Origin of the sequence: Lentzea rhizosphaerae (assembly GCF_042649515.1) — a bacterium.
GTDB lineage: Bacteria > Actinomycetota > Actinomycetes > Mycobacteriales > Pseudonocardiaceae > Lentzea > Lentzea aerocolonigenes.
In genome coordinates, this window is sequence record NZ_JBHRZI010000044.1 from 61,290 (window position 1) to 75,040 (window position 13,751).

The window sequence follows — 13,751 nt, forward strand, 5'->3', positions numbered from 1 at the left end:
TTTCCCCGCCAAATGCGGTACCAGCGGGATCGGTAGGCTCGCTGGTTCGGGCTGACGAGGTATCCCCGCGCCGGGTGGGTGCTCTCTCGCGTTGTGGTGGAACAGGGGCTGGATGGCGGGGCAGCGGATGCCTGACGTCGACCTCCGCGTGCTGGGGCCGCTCGAGGTCGAGGTGGGCGGAAGTCTGCTGGATCCCGGTGGGCCGCGGCTGCGGGCGATGCTCGCGGCGTACGCGGGACGGCCGGTGAGCGTGGCGTTGTTCGTGTCGGAGCTGTGGGGACCGGTGGCGCCGCCCGACGCCGAACGGACGGTCCGGACCTACGCGATCACGATGTTCCGCGAGATCGGTGATCCCGTCGGCGAGGCGGAGGTGCTCATCAACCTCGGTGACGCCCACGAGCACACGGGGCGGTATCAGGAGGCGGCCGTCCTGCACCAGCAGGCGGAGACGCTCGCCGTGAAGCTCGGTGACCGCAAGCTCGAGTGCGCCGCGCTCAACGGGCGTGGCCGCGCGGCGTGCGCGTCCGGGCGGCTTGCCGAAGCTCTCGTGTGTCACGAACAGGCGCTGGCCCACGCCCGGGAGATGGAGGACCGCGAGCAGGAGGCCCTGTCGCTGGACGCGATGGCGGTCGCGCGGGAACGCACGGGCGAACTCGTCGAGGCACGCCGGCTCTGGACCGCCGCGTTGCCGATCTTCGACGCCCTGCGCATGCCGGAAGCCGTTGTGGTGCGGGAAAGACTGTCGCGGTGAACCGCCGGGGACGGCGGGTGAGCCGTCCCCGGCGGTGTCCGGTCAGCCGGTCTTGCAGGTCTTGCCGTTGATGGTGAAGGTCTTCGGGTCGTCTCCACCGCCGGAGGCGTTGAATCCGATGTAGACGGACTTGCCGGGGTCGACCTGGCCGTTCCACGACATGTTCGTCGCGGTCACGTCACGGCCGGTCTGGTTCCAGTTCGCCGACCACCCGGAGGTGACCTTCTGCGTGCCGGGGAAGGAGAACGCGAGTTTCCACGACGTCCACGCGGTGGTGCCGGTGTTCTTCAGCGCCACGTGCGCGGACAGGCCGCCCTGCCACTTGTTGGCGTCGTACTTGACCTCGCAGTCCGACGGCGGCGGCGTGGTGGGCTTGCCGGACTTCTCCGCCGCCCAGCCGGTCACCCAGGCCAGCGCGGAGTTCCAGTTGACCGCCACCTCGTTCACCGAGTAGGCGCCGATGTCGTCCACCCAGCACTTCTGCTGCGGGCAGCCGACGAGCAGCCGCTGGACGACCGGGTCCTGCAGCGCGCTGTTCGGGCCGCCAGAAAGAGATCCGGGCGGCGCGATCGGCAGCGTCGCGTCGTTCTGCTTCGCCCAGAACCGGTGGTGCACGTTCCGGACCGCCTGGTCGCCGTAGCCCGCCACGTACGAGGTGCTCAGCGGGTTGCGGCCGAGGAGGTAGTGCAGCGCCTCGAACACGCCGTCGCGGTACTTCGCGGCACCGGTGAAGTCGTGTGCCAGCGCGAGGACCTGTGCGTTGTTCAGCACCGCCGAGTTCGAGCCCCAGACGTAGCCGTCGGTGCTGTTGTCGTACGGCGTGGCGTAGCCCATCTGCCCCATGGCCGTGAGGTGCTGGTCGGCCACGGAGGCGAACACCGACTTGATCGCGGTGACGTCGGCCGCGGGAAGGCCGTTGGGTGCCACGGCGAGCGTGATGTCACCCAGTGGCGCCGTGCCGCCCCAGTAGAAGCCCGCCCTGGTGAGACCGGCGGCCTTGTAGTGCGGCGACGAGGTCACGTCGGCCCGGTAGGAGCTGTCGCCGGTGGTGGTGTACAGCTCTGCGGCGGCCCAGTAGAACTCGTCGGTCACTGTCTTGTCGTCGTACGCGCCGCCGCCGACGTTGTCGTTGGGGTCGGCGAGCTTGGCCGGGTTGGCCTTGGCCGCGGTGTACGCCTTGCGCGCCGCCGCGAGCAGCTTCGCCGAGTACGTCGCGTCGATGTCGCGCCAGAGCCGGGACGCCTGGGCGGCGACGGCGGCCAGGTTCAGCGTCGCCGCGGTGCTGGTCGCGGACAGCCTGCGCGGCTGGTCGTCCAGTTCGGGCCGGGTGGGCAGCGCCGTCCAGGCCGCGTCGTGCATCTTGTGGTGCGCCATGCCGTCCGGTGCCTGCATCTTCAGCAGGAAGTCGACCTCCCAGCGCGCCTCGTCGAGCAGGTCGGGCACGCCGTTTGACTTCTCCGGGATGGCCAGCGTGCCGTCGCGGAACGCCGACGCGTCGCCGAGCCGGACCGCCCGCTCGTAGGAGTTGAGCAGCTGCCAGGCCGCGATGCCGCCGTTCACCACGTACTTGCCGTGGTCGCCCGCGTCGTACCAGCCGCCGCGCACGTCGAGCGTGTACCCGCACGAGATCTCCGCGCGGCACGGCACGTTGTTGTCGCCCTGGTTCGGTGCGACGTTGACGTGACCGGCCGGGCGCGCGTACTCGCTCCCGACGTACTGCGCGTCGATCGGCGTGCCGCTGCGCTGGTGGTAGAAGAACGCCAGCGAGTCGTAGCGCAGCTTCTTGATCGGGTCCGCCGAGATGTCGAACGGGAAGCTGCTGTCCGCGCCGACGGACAGCGTGTACCCGGTGCCCGGCGTGTCGAACGACGAGAAGTCGATCAGGTGCACCGAGTCGCCGGAGGTGGCGTCCGCTCCCTTGGGCGCGGTCTGGCCGGTGGCCACCGTCGCGCCCGCGGAGTTCTTGAGGGTCCACTGCTGCGGCGCGGTAGCGGTGGAGACGAGAGTCGCGCGCTTGGGCAGGCCCGGCACGTACGCGACCAGGTCGACCTGGACCTTCTTGGTGGGGTTGGGGTTGACGCCACCGGGTGGCTTCACGCCGCCGACCATCGAGACGTTGTCCACGCAGATCGTGTTGTCGAACGTCTGACCGCCCAGCTGGAAGGCGACCTGGCCGTTGCCCGCGTCCGGGAAGTCCAGAGCGGACGTGAAGGTGAACGTGTAGTGCTGCTTGGTCGTGGTGAGCGCGAAGTCCTGCTTGGCGATCCCGCGGTACGGGCTCACGCTCTCACCCGCCGCGGCGGCGACGGTCTGCGCGGTGGTCGCGTAGGCGTCGAACGAGAAGGTGTAGGACTGCCCGCTCTCGAACGGGACCCCGTTCTGGCCGATCAGGGCGTCCCACGGGTTGGTGGTTCCTCCGGTGACGGCCGCGCACAGCTCGCCACCGGTCACGCGGTTGGTCACACCGGCGCTGCTCCACCAGGGATCGGCGGAACCGCTGTCGAACTTTCCGTTCAGCACGCGCTCGTACTCCGCTGCCGCGGCGGTGCCCGCGAACTGGAGTGAGGTCGCAGTCAACACCGCGAGTGCAGCCGCGGTGAGTAGACGTGGTGGGTGCGATCTCATGTCTGTGAGGTTCTCCGTCCTCGTCGACGGGGCTTCTGGGAGCGCTCCCACATGACCGTAGGGTGACGCGAACGGCGCCGACAAGCGCCGTTCGGTCGCTACCTCTCAAGGCCGCTCGGACCGGTGACGTTGCTCCGTGCGGCTCAGCCGAACTTCACGAGGGGAGAAGGTCAGGAGCTCGACCCCCACAGCCGCCAGGTCTGGTTCAGCTCACTGCTCTGGTTCGCGGCCTTGCAGGTCCACTGGATGATCCGGGCGCCCGCGGCGGTGGAGATCCCGTTGACGTCGACGCACTTCCCGCTGTTGCGCGCGACGAGCTGGTAGTCGTGCGGATCGTTGCCGTTGTAGGTGACCTTGCGCAGCGCGAACTGCTGGCTCGTCGAGCCGGGGGAGCAGGTCTGCTGCACGACCGGCGCACCGTCCGCTGTGGACGATGTGTCCAGGCACTTGCCGGACTGCTGGTTCACGACGGTGTAGGTGCCCGCGACACCCTGCACCGGCGTGAAGTTCCACAGCTGCTGGTCGCCGCCCTCGCACGGGAACTGCTGCTGCTGGTTGCCGTCGGCCGTGCTCAGGTTCGTGTTGTCCAGGCACTGCTGGGAGTGCTGGGCCGCGGCGACGGACTGGAAGCCGGTGCTCGACGGTGGCAGCACCGTGATGGTGAACGCCTCTTCGAGCGTGTCGTGCGGCACGTTGACCGTGATTCCGTTGCCGGACAAAGGCATCACGGAGTCCTGAATGGTCACCGGACCTTGGACGGCACCGCCGTTGTTGTACGGGATGCGCTGGACGATCACCCGCACCTGGTTGTTCTGCACGATGCCGGACGTGGTGTCGAGGCGTTGCAGCCCGACCGCGACGTTGCCGGTCGTGCCACCACCGCCGACCAGCACCTTCGCCACGCCGCCCGCCTTGGTGGCGAACGGGTCGTAGGACTGGCTGGGCGTCGAGGAGACGATCTGCCCGGTCTGCGAGCCGTAGAACCGGTAGACCCACCACTCGCCCTTCGGCTGGTGCTGCCCGGTTCCGTTGCGCACGAGCAGGTTGCCGAGGTCGTTGTGCAGGTTCCCGGAACTGGCCCAGTTCGCCCGCAGCCCGTCGGCACCGGAGCGCTCCAGCCGCGCGATGTACCACGAGCCGTCACCGGGGTTCTGCTCGTTGCCGGCGCCGTACTCGTTGATCTGGTAGGGCCGCGGATGCGGAATGCCGCGCGCGTCGAGCGTCTGGTTGGCCACCGCCACGTTCGTCACCGGGTCGCTCGGCAGCGAGTGCCAGCTGATGATGTCGGGAACGGTGTTGCTGGACTTGATGAAGTCCAGGTACTGCGTCCACCACCCGTCGGTCGACGGCACACCCGCGTGGCTCGGCCCGACGATCGGCTGTGCGGGGAAGGCCGCGCGGACGCGTTGGTAGGTGCGCCGCCACAGCTCGAAGTACTGGGACTGCGGACGGTTCCAGAACGCCGTGATGTTGGGCTCGTTCCACAGGTCCCACTGCACGGTGGCACCCGTCGCCCGCACGTCGTCGATCACACGGGTGAGGAAGTTGTCGTAGTCGGTCCAGTTGCCGTTGTCGCCGGGGAAGCGGGAGATCGGATACCCGTCGGCGCCCCAGAGGTCGTGCACCAGCAGGATGAACTCACCGCCCAGCTGGCGGGTGCGGGCCAACTGGGCCCTGGTCGAGTTCCAGCGGCGGTCGTACTTGCCGGACACCCAGCCACCAGGACTGTCGAGCTGGGCGCCACCCGCCCGCATGTAGCGGAACTTGACGTCTTTGAAGAAGTGGTCGGCGGGCCCCGTGCCGTTCTCCGTCATGCCGTAGATCCAGCCGGAGGCGCGGTAGGTGGGTGTGCCAGTGGTGACGGAGAAGTCGACGCTGATGGACTCGTTCGCGGCCTGGGCCGGTGGGATGAAGGCGAACGCTGATGCCAAGACTGCCGCCAGGGTTGTGCTGGTTCGTCGGTGAACCATGAGGACTCCGTGACTGGTCAGGGGAACGGAGACTCGAACCGGTTCGATCGAGAAGTGAAAGTACGCGCAAGGGGCAGGTTGGGGCAAGGGTCTGTGGAGTCGAACCGGTTCGCCGGGCGATCGTCAGGGGTGGGTGGCGCGGCCGGCGCGGGGTTGGGTGGGGCTTCAGAGGTGGTGACGGGCGCTGGGGCTGGCGCCGGTGGCGCGGGCGGTGTCACCGCCCGCGACGCGCCCCCGTGCTCGACCGCAGCGTCACCGACGGCGCCAACAACGCATGCCTGGGCGTCGCCGACGGATCACCGATCTGCTCCAGCAACAGATCCACGGCCAGCTGCGCCATCTGCCCAGCCGGCACGTCCGCCGCGGTCAACGGTGGGTGGAAGTCCTCCGCCAGCCGGTCCGCGATCACCCCGGTCAAAGAGAAGTCGCCCGGCACGTCGAGCCCGGCCCGGTGCAACGCGCGCTGCACACCGGGCAGCGCGGCCTCGTTGATCGTCACCGCCGCCGTCACCTCCGGCAGCTCGACCCGGATCTGCTCGAAGCACGCGAGGCCGGCGGCCGGGTCGTCGGCGCAGCACACGTCGTGGGCGCGCAGGCCGCGTTCCTCCGCCGTCTCCAGGAACGCCTTCGTGGCGCGCACCGCGGGACCGTAGCCCGAGGCGACGAGTTCGTCCGAGCGGTTGATCAGCACGACGTCGGTGTGGCCCAGGTCGGCGAGGTGCCGCACGCAGCGGCTGATCAGGCCGCCGTAGTCGACGTCGACCCACCAGGACGCGCGCGGGTCCTCGACGTGGCCGATCGTCACGAACGGCAGGCCGGTGCTGGTCAGGCGCTCGACCCTCGGGTCGTGCAGCAGGATCTCCATGAGGATCACGCCGTCGACTCGGCGGCCGGTGACGATTCGTTCGAACGACCTGTCGTGGTCGCCGCCGCTCGGGGACAGCAGCACGTCGAGGTCGTGGGCGGCGGCGGCCTCGACGACGCTCGCCACGAAGCTGAGCTGGACGTCGGTCAGGCGGGCGCTCGCGGGTGGGATGACCAGGCCGATCGTGCGGGTGCGGCCCTCGGCGAGTGCGCGGGCGCTGGCGTTGGGGCGGTAGCCGAGCTCGGCGATGACGTCGTTGATCCGCCGCACGGTCGCCGCGGACACCGGTCGCTTGCCGCTCAACGCGTACGACACGGTGCTGCGGGACACCCCGGCGCGCTTGGCGATCTCTCCGATGTTCATGCTCGTCTCCCTGGCCGCGTCGAATGAACCGGTTCGACTTCCCGGCATCCTAAGGCACGCGCCACGACGGTCGAATCGGTTCGACCACGTGTCGAACGCCGGTCGGCGCGGTAGAAGTGGGCCTCGTGCCTGATCACACCGAAGCACTGCTCATCGGGGGACGTTCCGGCGTCGGCAAGACCACGGTCGGCTGGGAGGTCTCTGCGCAGTTGCAGGCCGCCGGCGTCTCCCACTGTCTGGTCGAGGGCGACAACCTCGACCAGGCATTTCCCGCGCCGCCGGACGACCCCGCCCGCACGAAGATGACGGAGGCCAACCTCGCCGCGCTGTGGGGCAACTACGCCGCGCTCGGGTACCGGCGGCTCATCTACACCAACACCGTCTCGATCCTGGAACCCGACCTGATCGCCAGAGCGATGGGCGGCACCCCTCGGATCATTCCGGTGCTGCTCACCGCCGACGACGTCACGGCCCGGAACCGCCTGACCGCGCGGGAGATCGGCGGCCAGCTCGACGCGCACCTCCAGCGCAGCGCCACCATGGCCGTTCATCTGGCAGAAGCCGCACCGAGAGACGTCGTCCGCATCGCGACCGATGGGCGTCCCGTGGCCGTGATCGCGAGTGAGGTCATCGCGGCGACCGGCTGGCTGGATCGCTGAGCGTCGAACACGTTCGACATTCATCGGATCAATTCTTGTGCAAGTGGCCATCGCTCCCGCATCATGCTCGGCATTCGCAGGGATCGAACGTCGATCACGGCGAGTCCTCCGATCTATCGCAAGGGAGCGATATGGGCAGGCTCAGGTCGGGTACCAGGCTGCTGGCCGTGGCCGCCGCGCTGACGGTGGTCGCGTCGACGGGGGTCGCGTTGCGGCCCTCGGCCGTCCCCACCGCCTCGGCGCAGGCCGCGGCGGACGGCAACACCCTCTGGTACGACGAACCGGCGAACGACTGGGAGAGCCGTGCCCTGCCGATCGGCAACGGCGCGCTCGGGGCGATGGTCTTCGGCGGCACGTCCTCGGAACGGTTGCAGTTCAACGAGAAGTCGCTGTGGACCGGCGGCCCCGGCTCACCGGGGTACAACTTCGGCAACTGGACCTCGCCGCGGCCGGGAGCGCTGCAGGAGGTCGTCGACGTGATCAACCGCGACGGCAGGGCGGATCCGAACTGGGTGGCGGGCAAGCTCGGCCAGCGCAAGTCCGGGTTCGGCGCCTACCAGACGTTCGGCGACCTGCACCTGGACCTGGCCGGTCAGTCCGGCTCCTCCACCGGCTACCGGCGTGAGCTCAACATCGGCGACGCCACCGCCAAGGTCAGCTACACCGACGGCGGAGTCGCCTACAACCGCGAGTACTTCGCGAGCTATCCGAGCAAGGTGATGGTCGGACGGCTCGGCGCGAACCAGTCCGGCAAGGTGTCGTTCACCCTGCGGTACAGCTCGCCGCGCAACGACTTCACCGCGTCCGCGTCGAACGGCCGACTGACCGTGCGCGGCACGCTCGCCGACAACGGCATGATCTTCGAGGCGCAGATCCGCGTGCTCACCGAAGGCGGAACTGTCACCAGCAGCGGCAGCACGGTGACGGTGTCGGGCGCGAACAGCGCGACCTTCGTCATCGGTGCCGGCACGAACTACGCCGACACCTACCCGTCCTACCGCGGCGCCGACCCCCGGAACGCGGTCACGGCCGCAGTCGACGCGGCCGCGGCCAAGCCGTACACAACGCTGCGCGCGGAGCACGTCGCCGACCACAAGGCGTTGTTCGACCGGGTGAAGCTCAACATCGGCCAGGTGATGCGGGACTTGCCCACCGACGACCTGCGCGCCGCGTACACCGGTGGCACCTCGGCGGACGACCGCGCGCTGGAGGCGTTGTTCTACCAGTACGGCCGCTACCTGCTCATCGCGTCGTCCCGGCCGGGTTCGCTGCCCGCCAACCTGCAGGGCGTGTGGAACCAGTCGACCTCGCCGCCGTGGGCGTCGGACTACCACACCAACATCAACGTCCAGATGAACTACTGGCACGCCGCGCAGGCGAACCTCGCCGAGACCGCGGAACCGTACGTCAGATTCGTAGAACAGCTGAAGGCACCGGGTCAGGCGAGCGCCGCGAACGTCTTCGGCACCGGCGGATGGGTGGTGCAGAACGAGACCAACCCGTTCGGCTTCACGGGCGTGCACGACTGGGCGACCGCGTTCTGGTTCCCCGAGGCGAACGGCTGGCTCGCCTCCCAGCTCTACGACCTCTACCGGTTCGGCCAGGACCCCGCGCTGCTCAACAGGGTCTACCCGCTGCTCAAGGGCGCCAGCGAGTTCTGGCTGGCGAACCTGCGCACCGACCCGCGTGACGGCAAGCTCGTCGCCACGCCGTCGTACTCGCCGGAGCACGGCGACTTCACCGCGGGCGACTCGATGGCGCAGCAGATCGTGTGGGGTCTGTTCAACGACACCATCGCCGCTTCCTCCGCTCTCGGCGTGGACACCACGTTCCGCGCTCAGGTGCAGGCCGCGCTGGACAAGCTCGACCCCGGCCTGCGGGTCGGCTCGTGGGGGCAGCTGCAGGAGTGGAAAGCGGATCTGGACAGCAGGACCGACGACCACCGGCACGTCTCGCACCTCTACGCACTGCACCCCGGCCGGCAGATCACGGCGGGCTCGGCGTTCGGTGACGCGGCCAAGGTGTCGCTGACCGCGCGCGGCGACGGCGGAACCGGGTGGAGCAAGGCGTGGAAGATCAACTTCTGGGCGCGGCTGCTCGACGGCGACCACTCGCACAAGATGCTCTCCGAACAACTCAAGAACTCCACGCTGGCCAACCTCTTCGACACCCACCCGCCGTTCCAGATCGACGGCAACTTCGGCGCGACCGCCGGCGTCACCGAGATGCTGCTGCAGAGCCAGAACGGTGACGTCCACGTCCTGCCCGCCAAGCCGGGTGCGTGGACCTCGGGCTCGGTGACCGGCCTCAAGGCCCGCGGCAACGTCACCGTGGACGCGTCCTGGACCAGCGCGGGCGGCGTGGACTTCACCGCGACCCCGGCGTTCTCCGGCAGCCTGACCCTGCGCAACGCGATCTTCACCGGCGCCTACACGCTCGTCGACACCTCCACGGGACAGGCGGTGAGCGGCACCCGCAACGGCGACCGCGTCACCTTCACCGCCGTGGCGGGCCGTTCCTACCGGGCCACCGGCACACCGCCGGCCAACCCGGTTCGCAACGCGGGCCGCTGCCTCGACCCGGTCAACGGCAACAGTGCCAACGGCACCCACGTGGTGGTGTCCGACTGCACGAGCGCCGCGTCGCAGGACTGGCGTTACGCCGAGGCGACGAACGCGTTGGTCGGCAAGGACGGCAAGTGCCTGGACGCCTCGGGCGGTTCGTCGGCGGATGGGACCAGTGTGATCGTGTGGCCCTGTTCGGGTAGTCCGAACCAGAAGTGGTCGTTGCAGCCCAACGGTTCCATCACCGGTATCGGTGGCAAGTGTCTCGACGTCGGTACCGAGGTGAGGCTGGGGACCTGCAACGCCTCGGCCGCGCAGAAGTGGTCGACGGCGCTGGTCAACCCGCAGACACGGCGATGCCTCGACGCCGCGGCCACGTCCGGTTCCCAGGTCAGGATCGCCGACTGCGACCGCGGTACCGCGCAACGGTGGACCCTCAACGGGGCCAACGGTTCCATCACCGGCAACGGAGGTCTGTGCCTGGACGCGTCGGGTGGCTCGTCGGCGGACGGGACCAGTGTGATCGTGTGGCCCTGTTCGGGTAGTCCGAACCAGAAGTGGTCGTTGCAGGCCAACGGTTCCATCACCGGTATCGGCGGGAAGTGCCTCGACGTAACGGAGACGTGGGTGCAGCTGCGGAGCTGCAACGGTTCCGGGGCGCAGAGGTGGACCATGTGATGCCATAAGCGAATCAGCACTGCCGCCAGGACCGGTCCGGGAGCTACCGTTCACCACGTGGGGGGACCACGTGGTGAGGTCCGGATTCTCGGGCCGGTCGAGGTGTGCGGCCCGCACGGGCGGGCCGCACTGAGCGGTGCGCGGCAACACGGCATCATCGCGGTTCTCGCACTGCGCGCGGGGACGACGGTCGCCGTCGAGGGTCTCGTGGACGTGTTGTGGGGCGAGGATCCGCCCCGCACGGCCGTGCGGTCGTTGCACAGCTACGTCGCCCGCGTGCGGCAGGCACTCGCCGACTGCGGCCTGCCCGGCGCACTCGTCACCAAACCCGGCGGCTACCAGCTGGACGCGACCGTCGACGCCGAGCTGTTCGAACGGACCAGGGACCTCGGCCTGTGGCGGGGTGAGCCGGCGGCGGGCACCGAGCTGTTCGGCTGGGGCCGGGCGGAGATCGACCGGTTGCGGGAACAGCGGATCACCGCGCTGGAGGTCCACTGGGCGGACCGGCTCGACCACCAGGACGCGATTGCGGAGCTCGAACGGCTGGTGGCGAGCCATCCGACCAGGGAGCGGCTCGTCGGCCTGCTGATGCGGGCGTTGCACCTCGACGGCAGGCACGCCGACGCGCTCGAGGCGTTCCGGAAGCTGAGATCCCGGCTCGCCGACGAGCTCGGCACCGACCCCGGCCCCGAGCTCACCGCGTTGCACACCGCGATCCTGCGCCGCGACCCCGCGCTGCACAGCGCGAAACCGGCCCAGCTGCCCGCCCGCGCCGGTCACTTCACCGGCCGTTCCGCCGAGTTCGCCGAGTTGGCCTGCCTGCCGCCGATCGTCGTGGTCTCCGGCGTCGCGGGGGTCGGCAAGACCACGTTCGCGGTCGAGTGGGCGCACCGCGTCGCCGACCGCTTCCCCGACGGGCAGGTGTTCCTGGACCTGCAACGGCTCACGCCCGCCCAGGCGCTGACCGAGATGCTGCACGGCCTCGGCGTGTCCGCCGACCGGGTGCCCGCCGATCCGGCCGCGCTGTACCGGACGTTGTTGCACGGCAAGCGCGTGCTCATCGTGCTGGACGACGTGCGCCGCGCGCGTGACGTGCTGCCGCTCGTGCCGGGCGACCAGGGGAACCTGCTGCTGATCACGAGCCGGGACACGCTCTCCGCGCTCGGCACGCGCCACGCCGTGCACACCGTGCGGCTCGGCCTGCTGAGCGAGCCGGAGGCGCACTCCCTGCTGTCCGGGATCCTCGGTGAGCCCAGGGTGCACGCGGAGTCGGCGGCGACCGCTGAGCTGGTCGTCCACTGTGGACGACTCCCGCTCGCGTTGCGCATCGCCGCCGCTCGTCTCGCGGTCCGGCCCGGCAGGCGGATCGCGGACCTGGTGCGGGAGCTGACCCGCAACGACCCGTTGGACGTGCTGACGGTCGACGGCGACGACCGCACGGTGCGCACCGTGTTCGCCAGCGCGCACCGCACGTTGAGCGAACCGGCGGCGCGGTTGTTCCGCGTGCTCGGCGAGCATCCCGGCGCGAGCTTCCCCGCCGACCTCGCCGACGCGCTGGGACCCGGCCTCGACGAGCTCGTCGCGACCCACCTCGTCAGCGAGGTGGGCAACGGCCGGTACGCGTTGCACGACCTGGTCCGCCTGTTCGCCCGGCAGAGCGGCGACCTCGCCGACGGCGTGGAGCGGCTGCTCGACCGGTACCTCACGATCGCCCACGCGGCCAACCAGGTGCTCAACCCGCGGCACGACCTCGTGACCCGTGCGCCGTGCGACGACCTCCCGTTCGCCGCGGACCGCGTCGAGGTGCTCGCCTGCCTCGACGCCGAGCGCGACAACATGCTGCACGTGATCCGGCTCGCCGCTCGCCGCGGGTTGCACAGGGAGACGTGGCAGCTGGCGTACCTGCTGACGAGCTACTTCGAGGCGCGCGGCAACTGGGCCGCTCGCGTCGAGCAGTGCGAGCACGCCGTCACCGCGGCCCGCGCGCTCGCCGACCCGCGCGCCGAGGCGGAGATGTTGCGCGGACTCGGGATCGCGTTGCAGATGACCTCACGCATCGCCGAAGCCATGGTGGTGCAACGACAAGCGCTCGCACTGGTGCGGGAGGCCGGCGACCTGCGCGGCGAAGCGCGGCTGCACAACAACATCGGCAACGCGCACTCGGAGCTGCGCGAGTTCGGGCTGGCGCTGGAGTCGTACCAGGCGGCGACACGGGTGCACGGCGCCGCGGGCGACGAGGTGGGAGTGGCGCTGGCGAGGCGCAACCTCGGCTACACCTACGTTCGGATGGGCCGTCCGGAGCTGGCGGTCGAACCGTTGTTCGCGGCGCTGGAAACCTTCCGCGCCAAGGGGAACTCCCGGCTGGAGGCGGCGACCCTCATGTCGCTGGGCAACGCGTTCCACCAGCTCGCCGACCGCGCACCGGCGCTGCGCTACTTCGGTGACGCGTTGCGGATCAGCCGCGAGGTCACGGATCACCGCTTCGAGGCCGACGCGCTGGCCCACCTCGGTGTCACGCAGCTCGCGCTCGGCGACCCGGCCGTGGCACGGGAACACCTGATCGCCTCTCTTGAGGTGTGCCGTGCGCTCGGCGACCGCCACCGCGAGGCGTCGGCCCTGCATCACCTCGGCGAGACCGAGCTGGCGCTGGGGGACCTCGCCGCCGCCCGCGACCACCTCGTGGCCGCCCTGGCCGCACGGGCCCAGGCACCGGACGAGTTCGAGGAGGCCTCGGTCCACCGCACGGTCGCCGACCTGGAGGGCCGGTGCGGGCGGTGGACCGAGGCCGCGAGGCACTGGGCTCAGGCCCTCGCGCTGTTCACCTCTTGCCGCCGATCGTGAACACGGCCACGGCCTTGCCGATCTCGCCCGGCTTCACCGCGGTGATCTGCAGGAAGAACTGCTTCTGCTGGCCGTCGACGCGCAACACGGTGTACGGAATCCGGGCGTCGGCCTGGCCTGCCTTGATCACGACCCTTCCGCTCGGTACGGCCTTGTAGTCCTCACCCAGCTTGGCCGTGCCATCGACGAACTTGTACGACACCTCGACGTTCTGCTTCGCCGCCCCGTTGCGCAGTTTCACCACAGCGGAGTAGTCGTCCGCTCTCTCGTGCACCGGGCCGTCCTGCGCGTCCACGACGATCGGGCAGTCGGGCTGGTCGCAGTCCGGTAGTCCTTGTGCCGGAACGATTCCCAGCAACAGCAGCAACAGAACCATGAGCGTCTTCATTGAGCACCCCTTCGGCAGGTCCGTCTCCGCTCAACGGAGACGGACCT

At 69.8% G+C, this 13,751-nt stretch carries 8 protein-coding genes; 4 read left to right on the plus strand and 4 right to left on the minus strand.

What is annotated here, in order from left to right; all coding sequences use genetic code 11:
* Positions 1-127 precede the first annotated feature (127 nt).
* Positions 128-751 (plus strand): tetratricopeptide repeat protein, encoded by a 624-nt coding sequence (locus tag ACFOWZ_RS41010; protein ID WP_382379382.1) that lies wholly within the window; start codon positions 128-130, stop codon positions 749-751.
* Between the two features lie 42 nt (positions 752-793).
* On the opposite strand, the gene ACFOWZ_RS41015 is transcribed toward ACFOWZ_RS41010, so the two are convergent.
* The 3 genes from ACFOWZ_RS41015 to ACFOWZ_RS41025 form a co-directional block, all read right to left on the minus strand.
* A complete protein-coding gene (locus tag ACFOWZ_RS41015; protein ID WP_382379468.1) occupies positions 794-3,331 on the minus strand; it encodes a glycoside hydrolase family 9 protein in 2,538 nt (845 codons plus the stop codon).
* Positions 3,332-3,546: 215 nt separating this feature from the next.
* A complete protein-coding gene (locus ACFOWZ_RS41020) occupies positions 3,547-5,307 on the minus strand; it encodes an RICIN domain-containing protein (protein ID WP_382379383.1) in 1,761 nt (586 codons plus the stop codon).
* A gap of 253 nt (positions 5,308-5,560) precedes the next feature.
* Positions 5,561-6,574, minus strand: coding sequence for a LacI family DNA-binding transcriptional regulator (locus ACFOWZ_RS41025; protein ID WP_382379384.1), 1,014 nt, complete (start codon positions 6,572-6,574; stop codon positions 5,561-5,563).
* 125 nt (positions 6,575-6,699) lie between these two features.
* Here ACFOWZ_RS41025 and ACFOWZ_RS41030 point away from each other — a divergent pair, with 125 nt between their 5' ends.
* The 3 genes from ACFOWZ_RS41030 (at position 6,700) to ACFOWZ_RS41040 (ending at position 13,316) form a co-directional block, all read left to right on the plus strand.
* Positions 6,700-7,233: a hypothetical protein gene (locus ACFOWZ_RS41030; RefSeq protein WP_382379385.1), complete on the plus strand. Its 534-nt coding sequence runs from the start codon at positions 6,700-6,702 to the stop codon at positions 7,231-7,233.
* Between the two features lie 131 nt (positions 7,234-7,364).
* Entirely contained in the window at positions 7,365-10,475 is a 3,111-nt protein-coding gene (locus tag ACFOWZ_RS41035; RefSeq protein ID WP_382379386.1) for a glycosyl hydrolase family 95 catalytic domain-containing protein, read from the plus strand.
* 57 nt (positions 10,476-10,532) lie between these two features.
* On the plus strand, positions 10,533-13,316 hold the full coding sequence (locus ACFOWZ_RS41040; protein WP_382379387.1) for an AfsR/SARP family transcriptional regulator: 2,784 nt from the start codon (positions 10,533-10,535) through the stop codon (positions 13,314-13,316).
* Here the strand turns inward: ACFOWZ_RS41040 and ACFOWZ_RS41045 are convergent.
* A complete protein-coding gene (locus ACFOWZ_RS41045) occupies positions 13,294-13,704 on the minus strand; it encodes a Calx-beta domain-containing protein (protein ID WP_382379388.1) in 411 nt (136 codons plus the stop codon). The two genes, ACFOWZ_RS41040 and ACFOWZ_RS41045, sit on opposite strands and share 23 nt — an antisense overlap.
* Between the last annotated feature and the right edge of the window lie 47 nt (positions 13,705-13,751).

What these genes read in the sequence shown, in the direction of transcription:
- ACFOWZ_RS41010 (WP_382379382.1), top strand. Translation starts at nt 128, where the DNA reads ATGCCTGACGTCGACCTCCGCGTGCTGGGGCCGCTCGAGGTCGAGGTG.
- ACFOWZ_RS41025 (WP_382379384.1), bottom strand. Translation starts at nt 6,574, where the DNA reads ATGAACATCGGAGAGATCGCCAAGCGCGCCGGGGTGTCCCGCAGCACC.
- ACFOWZ_RS41035 (WP_382379386.1), top strand. Translation starts at nt 7,365, where the DNA reads ATGGGCAGGCTCAGGTCGGGTACCAGGCTGCTGGCCGTGGCCGCCGCG.
- ACFOWZ_RS41045 (WP_382379388.1), bottom strand. Translation starts at nt 13,704, where the DNA reads ATGAAGACGCTCATGGTTCTGTTGCTGCTGTTGCTGGGAATCGTTCCG.